The sequence below is a fragment of the Pseudanabaena sp. lw0831 genome (assembly GCF_016584665.1).
Classification (GTDB): domain Bacteria; phylum Cyanobacteriota; class Cyanobacteriia; order Pseudanabaenales; family Pseudanabaenaceae; genus Pseudanabaena.
The window spans coordinates 22,108-42,866 of sequence record NZ_BBJB01000007.1 but is presented as its reverse complement, the minus strand read 5'-3'; the positions used below and the strand labels follow the sequence as shown (position 1 = coordinate 42,866).

The 20,759-nt window shown below is 43.2% G+C and carries 14 protein-coding genes; 3 read left to right on the top strand and 11 right to left on the bottom strand.

Annotated elements, in window-relative coordinates; translation table 11 throughout:
• Positions 1-289: 289 nt before the first annotated feature.
• From modB to APA_RS01960, 3 genes are all read right to left on the bottom strand, one after another.
• The gene (modB, locus tag APA_RS01970; protein WP_201320650.1) at positions 290-2,104 is read right to left on the bottom strand and encodes a molybdate ABC transporter permease subunit; all 1,815 of its coding nucleotides are present in this window, start codon (positions 2,102-2,104) and stop codon (positions 290-292) included.
• A complete protein-coding gene (gene modA / locus APA_RS01965) occupies positions 2,085-2,921 on the bottom strand; it encodes a molybdate ABC transporter substrate-binding protein (protein WP_201320649.1) in 837 nt (278 codons plus the stop codon). Before modA ends, modB begins: the two co-directional genes overlap by 20 nt.
• A 79-nt stretch (positions 2,922-3,000) precedes the next feature.
• A complete protein-coding gene (locus APA_RS01960) occupies positions 3,001-3,210 on the bottom strand; it encodes a molybdopterin-binding protein (RefSeq protein ID WP_201320648.1) in 210 nt (69 codons plus the stop codon).
• Positions 3,211-4,106: 896 nt separating this feature from the next.
• On the opposite strand from APA_RS01960, the gene APA_RS01955 reads away from it, so the two are divergent.
• The 3 genes from APA_RS01955 (at position 4,107) to APA_RS01945 (ending at position 12,695) form a co-directional block, all read left to right on the top strand.
• Positions 4,107-8,081: a filamentous hemagglutinin N-terminal domain-containing protein gene (locus APA_RS01955; RefSeq protein WP_201320647.1), complete on the top strand. Its 3,975-nt coding sequence runs from the start codon at positions 4,107-4,109 to the stop codon at positions 8,079-8,081.
• 155 nt (positions 8,082-8,236) lie between these two features.
• Positions 8,237-9,904: a ShlB/FhaC/HecB family hemolysin secretion/activation protein gene (locus APA_RS01950; RefSeq protein ID WP_201320646.1), complete on the top strand. Its 1,668-nt coding sequence runs from the start codon at positions 8,237-8,239 to the stop codon at positions 9,902-9,904.
• A gap of 166 nt (positions 9,905-10,070) precedes the next feature.
• On the top strand, positions 10,071-12,695 hold the full coding sequence (locus tag APA_RS01945; RefSeq protein ID WP_201320645.1) for an RNA helicase: 2,625 nt from the start codon (positions 10,071-10,073) through the stop codon (positions 12,693-12,695).
• 36 nt (positions 12,696-12,731) lie between these two features.
• Here the strand turns inward: APA_RS01945 and APA_RS01940 are convergent, their stop codons facing one another.
• The 8 genes from APA_RS01940 to APA_RS01905 all read right to left on the bottom strand — a co-directional run bounded on the left by APA_RS01940 (position 12,732) and on the right by APA_RS01905 (position 20,759).
• Positions 12,732-13,415: a hypothetical protein gene (locus APA_RS01940; protein ID WP_201320644.1), complete on the bottom strand. Its 684-nt coding sequence runs from the start codon at positions 13,413-13,415 to the stop codon at positions 12,732-12,734.
• On the bottom strand, positions 13,412-13,882 hold the full coding sequence (locus APA_RS01935; protein WP_201320643.1) for a phycocyanin: 471 nt from the start codon (positions 13,880-13,882) through the stop codon (positions 13,412-13,414). The genes APA_RS01940 and APA_RS01935 overlap by 4 nt, the downstream gene beginning before the upstream one ends.
• A 66-nt stretch (positions 13,883-13,948) precedes the next feature.
• On the bottom strand, positions 13,949-14,350 hold the full coding sequence (locus APA_RS01930; RefSeq protein ID WP_201320642.1) for a hypothetical protein: 402 nt from the start codon (positions 14,348-14,350) through the stop codon (positions 13,949-13,951).
• A 1-nt stretch (position 14,351) separates the two neighbouring features.
• Positions 14,352-15,083: a V4R domain-containing protein gene (locus APA_RS01925; RefSeq protein ID WP_201320641.1), complete on the bottom strand. Its 732-nt coding sequence runs from the start codon at positions 15,081-15,083 to the stop codon at positions 14,352-14,354.
• 79 nt (positions 15,084-15,162) lie between these two features.
• The gene (locus APA_RS01920) at positions 15,163-15,678 is read right to left on the bottom strand and encodes a 2Fe-2S iron-sulfur cluster-binding protein (protein ID WP_201320640.1); all 516 of its coding nucleotides are present in this window, start codon (positions 15,676-15,678) and stop codon (positions 15,163-15,165) included.
• Between the two features lie 7 nt (positions 15,679-15,685).
• Entirely contained in the window at positions 15,686-16,540 is an 855-nt protein-coding gene (locus APA_RS01915; protein WP_236579365.1) for a hypothetical protein, read from the bottom strand.
• A gap of 462 nt (positions 16,541-17,002) precedes the next feature.
• Entirely contained in the window at positions 17,003-17,443 is a 441-nt protein-coding gene (locus APA_RS01910; RefSeq protein WP_201320638.1) for a 2Fe-2S iron-sulfur cluster-binding protein, read from the bottom strand.
• A gap of 112 nt (positions 17,444-17,555) precedes the next feature.
• On the bottom strand, positions 17,556-20,759 hold the full coding sequence (locus APA_RS01905; RefSeq protein WP_201320637.1) for an efflux RND transporter permease subunit: 3,204 nt from the start codon (positions 20,757-20,759) through the stop codon (positions 17,556-17,558).

Below are 20,759 nucleotides of genomic sequence, written 5' to 3'. Positions count from 1 at the left end.
CGCCCGCCACAACATTTTTGGGTTTTGTATGGATCATTTTTTCCTTGGAGTTCCCTAAGAAGAATGAGAAACAATTAATCCGCCAAGCTCTGGAAATATAGATTATACCAAAACACAAAATTGAGTAGCCATTTTGTGTTTTTAAAACCCTTACTGGGTTTGGTTTTTAATTCACAAAAGTGTGACGACACTTTTGTGAATTGGTATTACCGAATCGTTGATTCGCCAAAATGTGACCGATAGGTCTTTTCCACGAACAATATACTAGATCGCAACAGTCTATGAATTCTTAGACCAAAAACAGTTGATCGGGATCGAGATAAACTTGCCACGGCTGAGGATATTGCTTAATAACAGACCACTTCTCTTTAAATACTTCCGCTTGCAGATCGTAATCCCAATCATGTTCTGGCGGATTATTTAACTTGATGTATAAGGTCATACGATGTGGCGTTTCTGTAATGCGGACTAACCAACAAGGGATCGTGTTTGGTGAAGCATTTTTGACTAAATTCTCTAAAAATACAATGTGGTGGGCGCGAATTCCTATATGAGTCTTTAGATTAGATACAGCGAAGTTGACTTGTAGTTTACATTCCCAATCGACAGCCTCGATGATTTCAGTGGTGATCGCCTCAATACGTGAAAAGTTTTTACAGCCCGTAAGCCTTGCTGTCTCGACATTAGCAGGATGATCAAAAACTGCCGACTTCTCGCCATAACTCATTACCTGACCGCGATCTAAAATCAGTAGGTTTTGACAAATGCGATAAGCCTCATCGATATTATGGGTGACAAAGAGAGTAATTCCTTTATAGGTGCTAAGAGCCGAGATTAGTTCGCGTTCCATTTGACTGCGGAGATGAGTATCGAGCGCCGAGAATGGTTCATCTAGTAGCAAAATATCGGGATGACTGACCAATGCTCTTGCAAGGGCGACGCGCTGTTGCTGACCGCCTGAAAGTTGATGAGAATAGCGATCGCCAAAACCTTGAAGTTCAATACTCTGCAATTGCTCAGCAACTTTTTGTCTAACCTGCGATCGCGAAAGTGCTTTTGGTAATCCGAAAGCAATATTTTGAGCAACAGTGAGATGTGGAAAGAGTGCATAATTTTGAAATAGGAAACCAATATTGCGATCGCGACTAGGTAAATTGACTGCTTTGGACCTATCAAATAAAACCTTACCATTAATTACAATCCGCCCACTCGATGGGGTTTCCATACCTGCAATGCACTTGAGCAACATACTTTTCCCCGTGCCTGATGCCCCCAAAATACCAATAGATTTGTCAGCACAGTGCAAAGCAATTTGTAAATCAAACTCAGGTAATTGCTTCTCAATATCGATTACTAAACCCTCTTCGTAATTCGTAATTCGTAATTCGTAATTTGCCTGCAATTTTTCCTTTTTCCTTTTTCCTTTTCCCTTGTTCTGCTCTCTCTTGTTTGACCAAAGATATGCGGTGGCGATCGCTGAAAAAGAAATAGATAGAATTACGGCTGTCCATAGCCATGCTTCTTGAGTTACGCCTGCTTCTACGGCGGCATAAATAGCAAGCGGAATTGTCGTAGTTTGTTTAGGAATATTCCCCGCTAGCATCAATGTTGCGCCAAATTCTCCTAATCCTCTTGCAAAGGCAAGCATCGCTCCTGCTAAAATCCCAGGGAATGCGAGGGGTAAAGCTATCTGCCAAAAAACTTGCACGTCAGAAGCACCAAGAGTTTTCGCAGCTCCTAGTAAATTTCCATCTACTTGCTCGAATGCACCTTGAGCAGTCTTATACATTAAGGGGAAAGTGACCACTATTGATGCAATGACTCCAGCATACCAAGTGAAAATAATATTGAAATGGAATAGTTGTAAAAACTTTCCCATCCAGCCGTATTGTCCAAATAGCTGCAATAGTAGAAACCCAACGACTGTAGGTGGTAATACAAGCGGTGCGAGAAATATACTATCAAATACTGCTTTCCATTTACCGCGATATTCTAGGAGGCTATAGGCTGCCGTAACCCCAAAAAAGAACGTAAAAAAGATGGCAGTGCCAGCCACCTTTATCGATATCCAAAATGGAGAGAAATCAAAGGGTACTGAATCCATATTTCTCGAAAATAGTTTTAGCAGGTTCGCTGGATAGAAATTCTAGATAGGATTTGGAGCTTGGTTGGTTAGCACTTTTTTGCAAAACTGCGATCGGATAGACAATCGGTTTGTGAAGTTTAGCATCTATTATCTCTACAACCTTCACTTTGTTAGAATTTTTGGCATCGGTTGCATAGACAATTCCTGCCTGAGCATTGCCAGATTCCACAAATTGCAGAACTTGACGCACGTTATTGCCTAGGACAAATTTAGATCGCACATCTTCCAATAAAGCGCGCTTCGTCAAGGCTTGTTCGGCATATTGACCTACGGGAACACTGCGCGGATCGCCGATCGCAATTCGTTCGATACTGACACTGGTTAAATCTTTTAATTCTTTAGCATCGCCTTTATCCGCAGGTATAATTAATACTAAGCGATTGCTCAATAAATCACGGCGCGTATCAGCAACGATTAAGTCCTTTTTTTGCAATTCATCCATTTGCTTGGCGGCGGCGGAAATGAAGACATCGACGGGAGCGCCGTTAATGATTTGTTGTTGGAGATCGCCTGAACTTCCAAAGTTATTGCGAATAACGACATTAGTTTTGGCTTTGCTATAAATAGGAGTGATTTCTCCTAATGCTTCTTTGAGACTTGCTGCCGCCGAAATTGTTAATTGGACATTCTCTTGCTTGACTGACGGGACTGCTGATTGGCTGGCTATGGGCTTATTTGTCTGTTCGATTGTTGGCGAGAAAAAACTACATCCTGCGATCGCGCATAGGGTAACTACAATCAAAGAGATGAAAGTGATAACTTTTTTCTTATTCATAGGAAATATTTGTTGGATTTTTTGTCATTACAGCCTTGTTGTATAAAGCTGTAATGTTTGCGAACGTAGATTAATGTAATTAATCGATCACTACGATTACATCTGACGCTTTAATCACGACGTAGGCTTCTTTACTTTCCTCAAGTTCGAGATTTTCAGCAGATGATTTTGTGATGGTCGATATTATATTAATACCAGCCGAAATCTCAATCGATACCTCAGCACTGACCGCCCCAACCTTGACCTTCTTCACTATACCCTTAAAAGAGTTGCGCGCGCTAATTTTCATATCTTTTCGCAAGATTTTGAGAGTATATTTGAGAAGTAGAAATTTAAGCTAAACCTGCTGTCAATTCTTAAATTCTTTCTAAGAAAGCATTTAAGAATTGACAGTAGTAAGATTCCTAAGCATTTTGCGGATCAAAGCTATATAGATAAACGACCCTATTATAGGGTTGGCGCATCTTGATAGGCTGATACTAGACTTCATCAGTATTTATACCTGTTTTGGTGCGCCCTTGCATTCTTAAATGCTGGAACCGCGAATATCATTAACAACTTCTTCTTAAGTGATTTCGCGATTCAAGATGTAGGTGTGATTTATAACGAAAGAGAAGCTAATATCAACAACAGTTTCTTCTTTAGCAATTTCGCAATCCGAAATGGTAACGCAGTTTACGGAAATGGAAGGACAACTATTATCAATCAATAGTTTTTTGTCTTTGATTGATTTGACAACAAATAGTTGAAATATACCTGATAGTCTTGAAAGCTTGCTTTTGGCTATTTTAGTCATGAGATCGCATCTTTGGAATTTTGACATGTGTATCGAGGCAACTAATAGATCCCATTTGCTTGCCTGATCAGATTAAAGACACTAACATCAATAGCTCCATTGCTTAGCTCTCAAATAAATCTGAGAACCATAGTATTGACTATATGACTTGTATCAGTAAAACAATATAACACCATTAAAATCTACTTTTTAAATCTGTAAATTCTTGGATTCTCCAAGCAAATAATTTCTTTGCAGGTATGTGAAAGTTTGAATGACTTTGATATTGGATTTTAAAAGTTATAGGTAAGTTATAGGTAAGTTATAAGGTGTGAAGTTGTGATTAATAGCTGACCCAAAAGCTATGTAATTTATCGTAATATATATCATCAACCTATGAGATTTTTGTTATGTTCATTTTAAAACATGGTTTAAGTTACTTATTACTAACTAGCATAATCGCATCAACAAGCGGAGCCTATGCCCAGAGTATCACCACTGGTGCTAACGGATTAAATACAAACGTCGATCAAGTAGGCAACCAATACAACATCACTGGTGGAACACAGGCAGGTGGTAACTTATTTTATAGTTTGCAAAAATTAGGACTATCTACAGGTGAAATCGCTAATTTTTTAAGCAATCCAAATGTTCAGAATGTCTTAACTCGCGTTACAGGTGGAGAAGCATCGCTGATTAATGGATTGATTCAAGTAACTGGTGGGAACTCTAATCTATTCATCATGAATCCTGCGGGAATTGTGTTTGGAGCAAATGCGAGTTTGAATGTACCCGCCAGTTTTTCGGCTACAACTGCGTCAGGAATCCAAGTTGGGAATGGCTGGTTTGGGATTAATAGCAGCGTTGATGAAGTTCGCAACCTCACGGGTAATGTTACGGGCTATGCATTTACGAGTACTTTGCCCAGTGTGGATACAAATTCATCAGGTGTCATTGTCAATGAAGGGAATCTGAATGTCAGTGCAGGAAAAGGTGTGACCCTCGTTGGTGGCATGGTCGTAAACACAGGGACGATCGCAACACCTTCTGGCAACATCACGATCGCAGCAACACCTGACAATAAATTTATCAAAATCAGCAACGAAGGAAGCTTGATATCTCTCGAACTGCCGATCGCTGATCGGCAATCCGTTGGTAATGCACCTGTATTAAAAGGAGTGGATTTACCTAGTTTGCTGACGGGTAAAACGGCGGGAACTGCGATCGTATCGGGTAATTTAAATGTATCGGGAAACAACGGGGGTAATATTCAAGTTTTGGGCAACAATGTCACCTTAGCAAGTGCCAATATCAATGCAAATGGAATCAACGGCGGCGGTACGGTGTTGATTGGTGGCGATATACAGGGTACTGGCACAACACCTACTGCTCAATCGACGACGGTTGACGCAAACAGCAAGATTATTGCCGATGCATTGACCAACGGCGATGGCGGCAAAGTAATCGTGTGGGCAGACAATACAACGAAATTTGATGGCACCATTACGGCGAAAGCTGGAACCCAAAGTGGTAATGGTGGACTAGTTGAGACTTCTGGCAAAAATACTCTGATTGTGGGCAATACCTCACAGGTTAATACTTCGGCTCCACAAGGTGTATCAGGCAATTGGTTGCTTGATCCTACTTCGATTACGGTGGTGGCGGCAGGTGGGATTGATCCGACTGTAGCAGTGGCTAATGCTAATGCGGGTGCTAGCACTATCGATAGCTCCGTAATTGTGACAGCGCTTGGCGTTGGCAATGTCACCCTCACCGCAACTAATTTTATTACTGTTGATGCAGCGATCAATTCTGCTTCTGGAAATGGCTTAGCGCTTAATGCTCCCACCACTAATCTCAATGCACCAATTACTTTAACAGGTGCTCTCACGGGTAATGCGACTACGATCAATGTGGGTGTTGCAGGTACTGTGCAAAATGGTGTGGATGCAGCGGCTTCTGGCGCGACTGTGAATCTGGCTGCTGCTACTTATACATTAGGCGCAACTGTTCCGATTAATAAAAACATCACAGTAAATGGTGCAGGTGCGAATAATACAATTGTTAGTGGTAACAATGCCGTCCAAGTTTTTAATATTGGCAATAATAGTACTGTCAACATGAATAACTTGACTGTTACAAATGGAAGATCTGCTGGAGATGCTGGGGGTGCATTTATCGATTCAGGATCGACACTGAGCCTGAATGGTACTATTTTCTCTAACAATTTTGCCAGTTCACAAGGGGCAGCTATCCTTAATTCTTCTAATTCAACTCTTAATGTCGCCAATAGTACCTTCTCTAACAATTCGGCATCCGCAGTGAGCGGCATTGCAAACTATGGTACAGCCACAGTCTCCAACAGTACCTTCTCTAACAATAGGGCAAATATAATTGGTGTTTTTTACAACGTGAATGCAACAACCACAATCTCTAACAGTACCTTCTCTGGCAATACATTAGCTAATAGAGCAGGAGCAGCAGTTTTGAATGAGGGTGGCACGACTAATATTTCTAATAGTACCTTCTCTGGCAATTCGACAGGTACAGGTGGTAGAGGAATTATTTTTAACTTCTCGGGTACAACTAACATCTCTAATAGCACTGTTTCTGGCAATACGCCAAATCCACAGGGAGCGATTTTTAATGAGAATGGGACAACCAATATTTCTAACAGCATCATAGTCGGTAATTCGTCAGTCGGGAATCCAGAAATCAACAGAACAGGTGGGACTATCAATTTTTCTGGAGCAAACATTGTTGGCTTAAATGGAACAAGTGGTATTAATGGAACTGTTACGGGCGTAACTCCCATTACTCCGACTGGGGCAGCCAGCACGGTAATTAACACCACCCTCGCCAATAATGGTGGTCCCACGCAAACATTTGCCCTTTCTCCTAACAGTATTGCCCTTGATGCAAGTACCACAGCAGGCGGAGCAATTCCTACCACATCTGACCAACGCGGTATCCTTACAGTTAACACTAATCGCGATATCGGTGCATTTGAGTCGAGAGGATTTACTCTCACTCCCGTAAGCGGAACCACGCCACAAAGTGCCACTGTCAACACATTGTTTGGGAATCTCTTAGGCGTTACTGTCAGCTTTGATGGCGGGGTTGTGGATGGAGAAACAGTTACCTTTACTGCACCAAATACTGCTGCATCAGGTTTGTTTGGTGCGAGCAGCACCACCACAGCAACAATTACGGGAGGCATAGCCACTGCTGGAGCTTTCAGGGCTACTACCACATCGGGAACTTACAATGTCACAGCTACAGCTACAGGCGTATCCAACACTGCCAACTTTGCTTTGACCAACACCCCAGATGCACCAGCCACTATCACCGCCACAGGAGGCACACCACAAAGCACAGTCGTCAACACCGCATTTGCCAATCAATTACAAGTATCAGTAACAGACCAATTTGGCAACGTTGTCCCAAATAGCACTGTCACCTTCACCGCACCCAATGCTGGTGCCTCAACAGCAGTTGCCAGCACAACTACAACCACTAATGCCAGTGGAGTTGCCACAGTTTCCGTTACTGCCAACACAATCACGGGATCCTATACCAACACAGCCACTTCAGGAGCTGCTACACCCGCGAACTTTACTCTGACAAACACCCCAGATGCACCAGCCACTATCACTGCCACAGGAGGTACACCACAAAGCACAGTTGTTAACACCGCATTTGCCAATCAATTACAAGTATTAGTAAGAGACCAATTCGGCAACGTTGTCCCAAATAGCACTGTCACCTTCACCGCACCCAATGCTGGTGCCTCAACAGCAGTTGCCAGCACAACTACAACCACTAATGCCAGTGGAGTTGCCACAGTTTCCGTTACTGCCAACACAATCGCAGGATCCTACACCAACACAGCCACTTCAGGAGCTGCTACACCCGCCAACTTTGCTTTAACCAATAACCCAGTCTTTGTACCACCAGTCGTTGTACCACCAGTTGTCACATCAAAGCCAGCAGATATAGACCCTAATAAAGAGACTCGTTACCATGATGAGAAGAAAGTATTGGTTTTATCATCATTAACTCCGATCGCATTTCTCTCAACCGATGATATTGAATTCCAGCGCCTTGATAGATTCCTGATCATAATCGTTGAACTTATGAATAAAGATGGTGGAACTTTAGAGATCGACGCTAAAGATATTTGGAAAGATGCCAATATCAGTATCATCAATGAATCATCCAATCAAGATGTGATTAAAGTAGCAATCCGTCGCTCAATTGGCAGATTTATTGGTAATGAATATGTCGATCTAGTAGATGTCAACTTTGAGCCTAAAAAAGATAAGAAAAACATTCTACTTAAGGTGCGTAAGTCTCCTAAACCTGCGAAATTTCTCAAGGATTAAATGCCAAAATCCTCGACTTACTTTTTTAGGGGAAGTCGAGGATCGTAGCCTGCACAGACCTAATGGTTGTAATCTTTTAGCGCAAAGTTTATTTCAGTCTATATTACAGACTTGAAGTATACAAACAGTATAATTACAATGGTGTGGGCAGACTAATGACCAAACAAACAAAAGATTTTCTCAAGAGCTTACTGTGGACAATCGTAATTAGCTCAGGATATTTTGTGCTATCCAGCTACGCTGAGACGATCGCATTAAAACCAGAGAATACAAAAACAAACCCCCAAGCCCCCGCCAAGGCAAACGAAACTGCGATTGCCCAAGCCACTACTATTAATCAAGTACAGTTAGTCGGTAATACCGTCCTCCCCCCCGAAGCGATCGCGCTAATCCTGCAACCACTCCAAAGCAAACCCATTACCCCAGAGCAAGTCAAAGCCGTCGCCGAAGCCATCACCCAACTCTATCTCAGTAATGGCTACATCACCTCCCGCGCTCAATTTGACCCAAGCGATCCGCAAAGCGTTGTTAATGGAGTTGCCCAAATCAAAGTGATCGAAGGACAAATTGAACGAGTTGACATCGTAGGTACTGTTCAAACCAATCCTGACTACGTGCGATCGCGAGTGGAATTGGGAATCACCAAACCATTCAATGCCAACGCAGTAGAAGATCAATTGCGACTCCTAAAAGCCGATCCCCTATTCAAAAAAGTCACCTCCACCCTCAAACCTAGCACCGAAGCAGATAAAAGCTTACTAGTTGTCCAAGTAGAAGAATCAAAACAGTTTGGCGGCTCCGTCAGCTTTGACAATTACTCACCTGTCGCCGTTGGTTCTGAACGCATGGGTGTCGGACTAACCTATCGGAACCTTACAGGGCTTGGAGACTTGCTGTCAGCCTTCTACTATCGCAGCACCACAGGCGGCTCCAATCTCTACGACTTTAGCTACAGCATTCCCGTCAACCCGATGAATGGAACAGTAGCAATTCGCTACGCACCAAATAACTATCGAATTACCGATCCAGACTTCGCCGCCTTTAATATTCGTGGTGCGAGCAGTCTCTTTGACATCGTTTACCGCCAACCATTGATTCGCAACCCACGCGAAGAATTTGCTCTATCCTTAGGATTTGCTCATCAGACTGGGCAAACGTTCTTATTTGAGAATCTTGCAGTTCCATTTGGGATTGGACCTGATGCCAATGGGGTCAGCACCACCAGCGTATTTCGTTTTGGGCAAGACTATACTCTGCGTGATACTGAAGGTGCATGGTCATTGCGATCGCAGTTCAATCTTGGCACAGGACTATTTAACGCCACCTATGTCACCATACCTAACGCTGGTTTTTTTAGCTGGATAGGACAGGCTCAACGGGTGCAAGTACTTGGTTCTGACGCGCTCCTGATTGCCTCTTTTGATTCGCAGTTATCGGCAAATCCTTTACTGCCATCACAACAATTCACGATTGGCGGCGGACAATCACTGCGAGGATTTCGTCAAAATGCGCGATCTGGAGACAATGGGATTCGCTTTAGCCTCGAAACTCGTCTAGTTACAATGCGGGATCAAGAAACAACCAGAGCAATTCTCCAAATTGCTCCTTTTATCGATCTTGGTGCAATTTGGAATCATGCTAATAATCCCACACCGTCATCATCGCAAAACTTCCTTGCGGCAGGTGGTCTAGGTCTGATTATTGAGCCAATTGAGCGGTTTCTGATCCGAATTGATGCGGCAATTCCATTTGTGAACTTGCAAGGACGCGGCAACAATCTTCAAGATGCTGCGGTTTATTTCAGTACTAGCTATCAGTTCTAATCTGCGATCGCTATCTTAAAAAAGAGAGCCTGTGCTTAACATAGAACCTTTTTTTGATTGTGGTTATTCTTGCGACCCTCATTAATAAGCTAATATAGGAGATTAAGCAAACTTTTAATCATTGTTGCTAATCAACTTATAAGTATATTTACTCAGGCAGACCTGCGTGCAAGCAATAGACCCACAAGAATTATATCCCTTTGAACTTGACCCGTTTCAATTACAGGCGATCGCCGCATTGCAAGCTGGTAAGTCGGTCGTTGTTTGTGCGCCAACAGGTTCAGGCAAAACCTTAATCGGCGAATATGCGATCCATGCGGCTTTAGCAGGCAATCGCCGCGTTTTTTATACCACCCCCCTCAAGGCGTTATCAAATCAGAAATTGCGAGACTTTCGGCAGCAGTTTGGCGATGATAATGTGGGCTTACTTACGGGTGACACGTCTGTAAATCGCGATGCGCCGATCTTGGTGATGACTACCGAAATTTTTCGGAATATGCTCTATGGTACACCTATCGGTGAAGTAGGTACTTCGTTGACAGACGTGGAGGTAGTGGTACTAGATGAATGTCACTACATGAACGATCGCCAACGGGGAACCGTATGGGAAGAGTCGATTGTATACTGTCCTGCGGGAGTGCAACTAGTTGCGCTCTCGGCAACCGTAGCAAATAGCCAGCAGCTCACCGACTGGATTCACAAAGTACATGGCGACACTGAGTTAATCTATTCTGATTTCCGTCCCGTTCCTCTTGAGCATTCCTTCTGTAATAACAAAGGCTTTTTTCCACTACTGGATAGCTCTAATGAGAAGATTAATCCGCGACTGAAGCCGCTCACTAATAAGCCCCCTTCAAAAGAAGAAAGACATAAAATTGTCCCCCCGATTGGAACCGTAATTTCCCATCTACGCCAGCGCGATATGCTGCCAGCGATTTACTTTATCTTCAGTCGTCGAGGTTGCGATAAGTCGGTCACTGACTTGGGCAATGTCTCTCTCGTTAGTCCCGCCGAAGCCTTGAGATTGAAACCGCAAATTGATGCATTTGTGGCAACAAATCCTGAGATTGGGAAACCTACGCATATTGATGCGCTTTATCGCGGTATTGCCGCTCATCACGCAGGGATTTTGCCTGCATGGAAAGGCTTTGTCGAGGAACTCTTCCAACAGGGGTTGATTAAAGTCGTATTTGCAACGGAAACTCTTGCCGCAGGAATTAATATGCCTGCAAGAACTACGGTGATCTCTAGCATTTCCAAACGTACCGATCGCGGACATCGATTGCTCAATGCTTCGGAGTTTCTGCAAATGGCAGGAAGAGCCGGACGACGTGGCATGGATGAAGTTGGCTATGTTGTGACTGTGCAAACTCCATTTGAAGGGGCAAAAGAAGCTGCTCATCTCGCTACATCTGGAGCCGATCCTCTCGTTAGTCAATTTGCGCCGAGTTACGGAATGGTCATGAACTTGTTACAAACCCATTCCCTTGATCAGGCTAGAGATCTTGTAGAACGTAGCTTTGGGCAGTATCTTGCCGATCTTAATCTCGCGCCACAAATTCAGAATCTTGAATTAGTAATCGAACAAATCGCCAAGCTAGAGCATGATCTTGCCAATATCGATTTGAAGCAATTGGAAGTTTATGATAAATTGCGCGATCGCCTCCGCGAAGAAAAGCGACTCCTAAAAATGCTCGCTCAGCAAGCGGAAGAAATGCGCTTAAATGATTTGGCTTCCTACGCTCCTTATTTGCTATCAGGCTCACCGCTGACGATTCGCACCAATAGGGGCTTGATTGTACATACGGTTCTCGCAGCAAAGGTGCAAGGCTCTGGGCAATTTCCTTGGTTTGTCTGTCTTGGTCGCGATAATCGCTGGTACACAGTCGGTTATAAAGATATTGTCCAAGTTGGAACTGATTTATTGCTCGACGGTGATATCGAATATCCAGCGAAGTTGCCATTGCGTCCAGGACAGTCGATCGATGGGGATGAAGCAAGCTTTGCGATCGCCCAAAAAATTACGCCATTACCCGATCCAGAGTTAGCACCTGAAGTAATCACCCAACAGTCGAGAGTCATTGCGATCGAGTCAGAAATGAATCAACATCCTGTCTCGAAAATGAGCGATCGCGGTGCTGTTTTCAAAAAAGTTAATCGGCTCGAACAATTGCAACGCCAAATCGAGTTCCAGCAAAAGGTGGTCAACGAGCGCCGACAGAGACATTGGCAAGAATTTATGAGCTTAGTCAATATCTTGCAATTCTACGGATGTCTTGAAGATACCCAGCCCACTGATAAAGGTAAGGTCGTGGCGGCGTTGCGTGGTGAAAATGAACTATGGTTAGCCCTATGTCTAATGTCGGGAGAGTTAGACGACCTCGCTCCCCATCACCTCGCCACCGTCTGCGCTGCGATCGTTAGCGAAAACAGTCGCCCTGACAACTGGATCAAGTTTGGTTTGTCCCCAACAGTGGAAGATGCTCTTGATGGGTTACGCGATCGCCGCCGCGAATTGATGCCAGTCCAACGCCGTCACTTAGTTGATATTCCTGCATGGCTAGATTATGAGCTAACAGGATTAGTGGAACAATGGGCGCTGGGAATGGAATGGTCGGAGCTATGCCAAAACACAAATCTTGATGAGGGCGATATTGTCCGTTTGATGCGCCGCACTATCGATTTGCTATATCAAATTCCCCATGTGCCGAATTTGCCCTCTCAAATCTATTCATCAGCCAAGCAAGCCGCCCAAATGATCGATCGCTTTCCTGTTAATGAGGTGATTTAAAATTTAATAAAGAACCAGTTTTAGTGGCGCAATTGTCTATGATTTAGCTGTTAGCTTTTTCAAGATTTCTATGGTTCTCAATCCTTGTTTTACTAAAGGTTCTATCTGTTGAACATTGCTAGTTACTCCAACTAGAAAGCGCGTGTAGCTATCCTGAGAAGTATCACCAATATAATCACGATCAGGTTGAGATGACCAGTCAGTTGCACAGGCGCGGATATCCTTGCCTGCCCAGCGCGAAAACCATGCCGCAATAAATCCTGCTTGTAACTGATGCCAAGGCAGATCGCCTGACAGCAAGCCAATTTCGCTACCCGTTGTCAAAATCGAATTTTCGGTAGTTACCACAATCAACCCATCTTGGCGATGGCTAAAGTCAAGAGTTATCGTCCCCATACCATGCACGGTCCAGAGTTGACGCATCGTAGCGAAAAACTCGATCGCGTTAGTTGCCATGATTGTTGTGCCTCTGTAGGACTCGATTTCGCTGCGAATATGATCGTAAAAGGAACCACCCCAACCAAAGCCAAAGGTGTAGAGAGCCAAAGCCCCAGCCTGTCCAGCTTCAGACTGAAGCGCCCGATGGATACTTCGTAATAAAAAATCTGGCACAGCGACAAGACGTTCGCCTTGTCGCGTAGACAGTAATCCTGTTGCAGGATCAGCCTTGACATAAAAACGCGGCGAAAAGTAATTGCTAGGAATTGAATTGGGAATCATTGGCTTAACCATTGGTGTGCGATCGCAATGTAGGGCAGGAGCAAATCAGCATTCTCTTTAGGGAGATTTTCCCGTACAGAGTTCTGTAAGGAGCGATAGACAAAATCATTAATCCGCTGATTTTTCAGCGCCAACATAATGTTCTGCATCCAGTACAGCAATCGATCTTTAAGTATCTCTTCATCTTGCAACAGCATCGCCGTGGCACAGTAGCGCAGTACTAGAGCCATATCTCGATTGCATTTGTTGCCGCCATCGACAGTCAACTTTGCCGCCACATCTGGAGCCTTAGTTTGAATCTGTTGCATCACCTGCTCAAGAATGATATTTTCCTTGGACTGAATCAAATCATAGGTTTGACGACGCTGTTGCCAAGAAGAGATCGATCGATCTAAAGTCCGTAAATCTTCGGGCGTGATGTAGGAGCCGTCGGCACGGTCTAAAACATTTTCTAATAGAGTAAGCATTTTTTTAAAGTTGTGATTAAATAATGGTTTAGAAATAGATATGCCTTGCACATCTCTGAGTCTGGGTTAGGTTTCAGGGAAATTAACGAGCAAATCCTCTAGCAAGGTCAAATCTTCTTCCTTCGCAGTCAAAATTTCCTGACTCTCGGCATTCCATTCGATTTGCTCAATCAACTCTTTGGTCGTTAAAAATTCCAAATTGTCAATATTTTCTAAACCTAATAAAAAAGGTGCTGGACGCGAATTCAAGATCGCTGGTTCGCCGTCCTGATGTAATTGATCATTAAGTTCTTCATAGCGTTGCGATCGCCGTGAAGAACTTAATTGCTGCGATTTGGGCGATCGCCTAGAATTGAATCCACTCAAATCCTTAGTAAAAAAGTTGATCAATGACTTCCATAGTTTTTTGAGCCAATGCAGCCAATTTTTTAAAAAATGATTGTCCCGATGGTTATTTCTTTTTCTCAACTTAAATACCTCCTGTATCCATTGACTTGGTTAGCCCAGCAGTATTAGCAGCATCCTGCTCCAACAGCCTTTTCTCAATTTCTTGAGCATTAGCTCCAGAGCTTAGCCAAAATTCGGCCGCTTTAATACGAGTTTCTGAACCAATCAAAAAACGACAGAAATCATTACCCATTGAATAGCATTGGATTTCGGTACTACTCAGACCCCGATTGAGCATCACCGAAAAGAAGCCCGCTAATAATCCTGCATAGAGAAAACACACAGGCTTACCGATATTCCCCATCGACTTCGCGACCGCCGAATCAAATAGATCAATAAAAATGAAGCCTTCACGAATTGAACTGAGATCAACATTCCATTTCCCCCAGCCCTGCGCTGTCAATGGCCACCACCAAGTTTCTAGAGCAAAACTAAGATTAGATTTACTAACGCTAAATTGATAATCTCTCTCAAACCAGATTTTAAAATTTTTGGCATCCTCAGTCCCCCAATCTTTGCCAATTAAATACATCAGCCAGCCAGATGCTTCGCCGACTTCATGGTCTAGTCCTTTGAGCAGTGACACAATAAAATCATCGCTAGCCAATATGTATTGATGTTGGTTCCAGTCCCTAATTTGACCTTTAGATTGATCAAATTCAAAAAAAGTATTGCGACTATAATGACAAACTTGAGATAAAGGTGTTAATGGAAGAATTGCTTCTTCATTAGATCGAAAGGTTGATTTGGTCATTTGCAATCCTCAGATTGATTCAATTTAATTGATGTAAATATAAATTTGCGATCGCCAGTTTCAGTCATTTATTAAGATTCTATTCATGCGATCTTTCCGAAACTATGAGTTTTTCTGTTGGCAATAAAATTTGACTTAAACCACTGCTGAAGGAGGAATCAATCTCAGCCATCTTTTCTAAAGCCGATCGCAAAATCAGCTTGCCTTCTTCAACTAAAACTTCACCAGTTAAAGGATGGATCAGATTTTGTTGGGCACGTTTTCCGATTAAGGTCTTTAATTCCCCAATTGAACCGATATACATACCTTGTGGAACTTCAATCACTAAGCCATCTTGCCAAATCTTTGCCTGACAAGCCAAGCGAGAATTTGCTTGAGATGAAGCGATAAAACTAAGGGTTAATATCTCCTGTTCACTTTTGGGACTTAGGGCTTCTGCACCAGTTTGAACATACACATGACAAGTTGCGCATCGCCCCTGACCTCCACAGGCTTGAAGTACATTCATCTCCTGTTTCAGCAGGACACTAAGTAAAGTACTGTCGGTTGAAACCTCCACATCTTGATTTAAAGGCTGTAATTTTATTTGTTTCACTGCAATCTCATTCGACGGAGGAAATTAGCATGGAAACATCGGCAGATAGAGACTTCGATAGCAGTATCTGCGAGAAGTCTACAATGACTCGCTCACATTCTTTCAAGAAAGCTCTTACCCATGTTTGCACATCCTGTAATTGCTCAGAAGTTAGGGAGTCAATCTGCTCAGAGATAAAAGGACAACTGATGTGCCCTTGATAGTCAATTTTCCAATATTCTAGAGATGGATGGAGTGTGACTAGACTGGCATGGCTTTTTTTCCAGTAGTTGGCGATCGCCAGTGGTCCCAAATAGCTGGAACTGTACTTGGTCAAACGGTTTAGGGCTACTAGAGTTGCCTCCCAAGTCAAAGTGTCAGGCTTTTTCGCAACTGTATAGGATTCAAAATTATCTTTTTTGCGAGAGTCTTGAATTGCAATTTGGAGAGAGTTGCGAATTAAGGCTGTCTGAAATTGATGCACATTTTGAGGATGAACGCTGATCACATCATGCACCCCGCGATCAATCGCCCAATTCCGAAAGAAATCACTAATTTCTATTTGTTCGACTAGTAGAATGATTGGCAAATTCTGCCATAGTTTGTGGCAACGGCGGCAAGCCTCCAGCCAATTTAAATCTTCCAATTTACCTAATAAAATCAGATCGGAAGATTGGCTAGTTACAGTCTGAACCAATTGTTGATAATTGGAGCAGAGTTCAGGAACCCAGCGGTTATCCTTTTTGATTTCTTGAAGAATGACTTGCGATACGGTTGGTATTGACTCAGCTAAAGCTAAGTGAATAAGCTGCTTTTGTCGGGGCCGCTTATCCACCAATTCTTCAAAAAAAGAATCTGAGTTATTCATTGTTAATGTCTGCATTTTATGGTTTTTTATAATGTTTTATTAAATTTTTTTATAAGGTTTAAAGCCTAAATTCAGATTAATGATTAAAAAATGATTAAAAAATTAGAATAGCAAATTTATAAAATTCCCCAATCCGAAACATACTGGTTTTCAAGTCTGTGATTAACAGAAATGTGCAATCCTACGGGGGAATGTAGGACAAAACTCAGTGAATTCATAAATTATGAAAGATGCTCCTGTTAGAGATAATAATTTTGTTAACCAGTCTATAACCTCTTAAAAGATAAGTAGCTAAAAGTTTAAAAAAATATGTAATTTTTAACACTAAGTACCTCAGCATAATTAAAAAAACAGAGCCAAAATCTGTACCGCTCGCTATGCGGGCGGTACAGATTTTGGGGTTTTATATTTAATTGTGCCTAGCTACTTAACTAAACTAGTGAATAAAAAAGGAGCGCACTGCGCTCCTTTTTTTATTCAGCAATCACTTAGTAAACGCTCTAAAATCTCTTGCGTGATCAAGTTTCCTTCTTGGACTAGCAATGCTCCTGTGATGGGGTGATAGATATTGCGCGGAGCAAGTCGATTTTTTAGACGTGCAAAAATTTGGGCTAGTTTTTTATCGGCTTTGTTATCTAAATAAAAAATGACTCCATCTTCTAAAACTGAAGCTTGACAGGTCAGACGATAAAGAGAAAGATCGCGGCGTGTATTTTTGAGAGTGATTTGCTCTAGGGTTTCCATGGGGCTAAGGCTACTTGCGCCATCAAATACACGTAGGGCGCAAGTCCCACAGGTTCCTTGTCCATTACAGGTTGCAGCTAGTTCGACCTTGGCATGTTTAAGCGATCGCCACAATCTATCTTTGGCAGAGACATTGATCGTAATTCCTAGAGGTTCGAGTTTAATACGAGGCATAAAGCTTAGATTTTACAGAAAATATCTGACATCAAAAAAAAGAAGAGATAGTATTTTGTACTACCTCTTCTTTTTGATTTTAGAGTGCAAAGCGCTACGAAATTCTATTGAATTAATTTCTCGTAAATACTCTAACTGGTACTAGTTGTCTCACCTTAGCCCAATTAAACTCATGAAAAAGTACATAGGAGCAGGGAATTAGGAATAGGGTTAGAAGGGTCGCAAGAGCCAATCCAGAAAAAGTGACAATTCCAAGAGGCTGTAAGAACTCGCCGCCTTCACCACCACCCAACGCTAGAGGGAAAGCACCAATTACAGTAGTAATTGTGGTCATTAAAATCGGACGTAACCGGATTGGTGCAGCTTGCAAAATAGCCTGAATACGACTGCATTTTTGCTCCTCTCGTAATTGGTTGGCGAACTCCACCATCACGATCGCATTGTTTACGACAATACCAACTAGCAAAATTGCCCCGATTACAACAATCACGTTAATAGAGCTACTGGTCACATATAGACCAAAAATACCACCAGCAAGGGCAAGAGGAATCGTCAGCATAATTACTAATGGATCGAGTAGTGAATTGTACTGCACCGCCATCACCACAAACACTAAGAAGGAAGCCAGTAAACCCAATACTAAAAAAGATTTTGAGAGATTATCGTTAGCTGTCTTGGCAGTACTAGGCAGTACCGTTACTCCATCTGGCAACTTAACCTCGGCGATCGCCTGTTCAGTTTGTTGGAGCGCACCACTGAGACTTGCACCACGCTCCATGCTACCGAGAATTAGATAAACTTGACGTTGGTTAATTCGTTGAATTTCCCCTGGGGCGCGACCTTCGCGCAGAGTTGCCACATCCGCAAGGCGGACAGGGCGATTATTGCTGACAAATAGAGGGACTTGCTGCAATTGCGAAGAATTTTTGCGTAGGCTAGGATCAAGCTGAACGCGCACATCGATCAGGCGATCGCCGCGTTGTAATTGCGTGGGGACTGAACCTGTAATCGCGGTTTGCAGAGTTGAGCCGATCGCTTGCGTGGATAGCCCTAAAGCTTGCAGACGCTCCCAATCAGGAATAATTTGGACTTCAGGCTGGCGAGCATCGGTGTCGGGACGGAAGTTCGCGCCTTTGACTGACTTCTCTAAGGCTCCAAGAACTTCTAAACCTGCTTGCGTCAAGAGGTCTGGATTATTACCTTGCAAAACGACATCAATATCCGTTCTGGGTACAGGGGAATTATTTACAATAATCCCGCGCACTTGCCCAGGGTTAACCCGAATTCGGATGCCTGCCAAATTTAGCTTGGCAATTTCCCGATTCACGCGACTCACAAAACCAGTAAGATCCGCATTTGGCTTGAGCGTGATTGTACTACCACTGCGTAAGGGATTAGAAGTAACGTTATTACCAAAGGAACCACCGCCAATAGTGGAGAAAGCATAGGCAGTTTCAGGCTGCTTAATCAGAATTTCATCGACGATTTCCATCACCCTACGGTTTTCGGCAAGGGTTGTACCTGCTGGGAACTGAGCATTGACGCTGACATCACCTGTTTTAACTTGAGGAATGATTTCTTGCGGCAGTTGTCTTGCCATAAGAAAGCCACCACCACCAAGCACAGCAAACAGTCCAATTACTACCAATAGACGATAATGGATGATCCTTGCTAAAAAACCCGCATAGCCCAAGGTGGCAGCTTCAAATCGTTGCTGAAATCCACGCATAAACCATGTTTCACTTAATCGACTCGACCAAGGAATGGATAATAAACGTGAGGCTAGCATTGGTACTACAGTGATGGCGATCGCGATCGCGGCGATGTTGCCAAAGCTAATCGTGAGAATCAGTTGATTGAATAGCAGCGACAGGAATCCACCCAATAATAAAAACGGAAAAATTACGACGAGGTTTGTACTTGTGGAAGCAACTAGTGCTGATTCTATTTCGGCACTGCTGGCTTGGGACTGAGCGATCGTATCTTGAACTCCATTACTTTTTCGCATTTTCTCAATGCCGATGATGATGTTATCTAACATCACGATCGAGCAGTCTACGACACCCCCTACGCACAGCGCCAGACCACCTAAGCTAAACAGATTAAGTGAAAATCCAAAAATGCCCATACAAATAATGGAGGCAAGGGTAGCCAGAGGAATCGCAAGGGTGATAATCAGGGTCTGTCGCACTGAGCCAAGAAATAGCAGTACAGCACCACCCGCGAGGAAGGCTCCCATAATGCCAGAGGATGTAACATTGGCAACGGAAGCTCTGATTAGTTTTGACTCGTCAATGGTCGCCGTTATCTCAGCATCACTGGGAATTAAGCCGTTTTCCTGAAGATTGGCAATCTTTTCTTTTACGCGATCAACTACCTCAATGGTGTTTGCATCGGGCTGCTTAGTTACTAACAACCGCACTGCTTCCTGTCCATTTAAAGTAGTAAAAACCCGTTGTTCTTCAGTGCTATCAATAACCTCAGCAAAGTCTCGCAAATAGACTTGTCTAGACGGAGTTGTAGCCGATGGATTACCAACAACAAAGGATAAATTTTCTAGCTCTTGAGCATTTTTAAACTTGCCGATCGCTCGAGTCAGTGGCTCAACCGTGCCATTGCGGAGCCTCCCACCAGAAATATCGATATTGCGATCGCGCAGCGCATTCAAAACCTCATTAACACTTACACCTGCGGACTGTAAGCGGGGCAAGTCAAGATTAACCTGTACTTCTTCCTTTACGCCACCAACTACATCAACACCTGCAACCCCTGGCACGATCGCTAGTTCACGTCCCAACTCTTCATCCGCAAATATTCGTAATTCTGGCAATGACAAAGAAGGAGATGTGAGAGCAAACTCATAGATTGGAAATTGGGACGGATCAAATTTAAAAATTCTTTCATTTTCAACGACATCGGGTAAACGACTACGACCACGGTTGAAACTAGCCACAGTGTCATTAAGAGCTTGATCAACATCACTACCCGCTTCAAAAAACAAATCAACTCGCACCTGCCCTTCGCGAGTACGCGAAAAAAGCTGATTCACACCTTCAGTAATTGCTAAAGCTTCTTCTAGAGGTTTGGTGACTTCGGTAATTGCTACCTCTGGAGACACCCCTGGAACATCAATTTGAACGCCGATACGAGGATAAACAATTGATGGCAGCAAATCCACTTGTAAGCGAGTTATATAAAATGCGCCCATCACAAAAATGGCGATCGTCAACATCAGCGTACCGATGTGGCGGCGAATCGCTGTGGCGCTAATGCTAAATCCTGTCGGTTTCGGATTGGAAGAGTTTTGGTTGCTCAT

Bases quoted from the DNA above. Each gene is read 5' to 3' on its own strand.
- APA_RS01955 (WP_201320647.1), top strand. From the start codon at position 4,107: ATGTTCATTTTAAAACATGGTTTAAGTTACTTATTACTAACTAGCATA.
- modA (WP_201320649.1), bottom strand. From the start codon at position 2,921: ATGAATAAGAAAAAAGTTATCACTTTCATCTCTTTGATTGTAGTTACC.
- APA_RS01915 (WP_236579365.1), bottom strand. From the start codon at position 16,540: ATGCAGACATTAACAATGAATAACTCAGATTCTTTTTTTGAAGAATTG.
- APA_RS01940 (WP_201320644.1), bottom strand. From the start codon at position 13,415: ATGATTCCCAATTCAATTCCTAGCAATTACTTTTCGCCGCGTTTTTAT.
- APA_RS01905 (WP_201320637.1), bottom strand. From the start codon at position 20,759: ATGAGCAACCAAAACTCTTCCAATCCGAAACCGACAGGATTTAGCATT.
- APA_RS01950 (WP_201320646.1), top strand. From the start codon at position 8,237: ATGACCAAACAAACAAAAGATTTTCTCAAGAGCTTACTGTGGACAATC.
- APA_RS01925 (WP_201320641.1), bottom strand. From the start codon at position 15,083: ATGACCAAATCAACCTTTCGATCTAATGAAGAAGCAATTCTTCCATTA.
- APA_RS01935 (WP_201320643.1), bottom strand. From the start codon at position 13,882: ATGCTTACTCTATTAGAAAATGTTTTAGACCGTGCCGACGGCTCCTAC.
- APA_RS01960 (WP_201320648.1), bottom strand. From the start codon at position 3,210: ATGAAAATTAGCGCGCGCAACTCTTTTAAGGGTATAGTGAAGAAGGTC.
- APA_RS01910 (WP_201320638.1), bottom strand. From the start codon at position 17,443: ATGCCTCGTATTAAACTCGAACCTCTAGGAATTACGATCAATGTCTCT.
- modB (WP_201320650.1), bottom strand. From the start codon at position 2,104: ATGGATTCAGTACCCTTTGATTTCTCTCCATTTTGGATATCGATAAAG.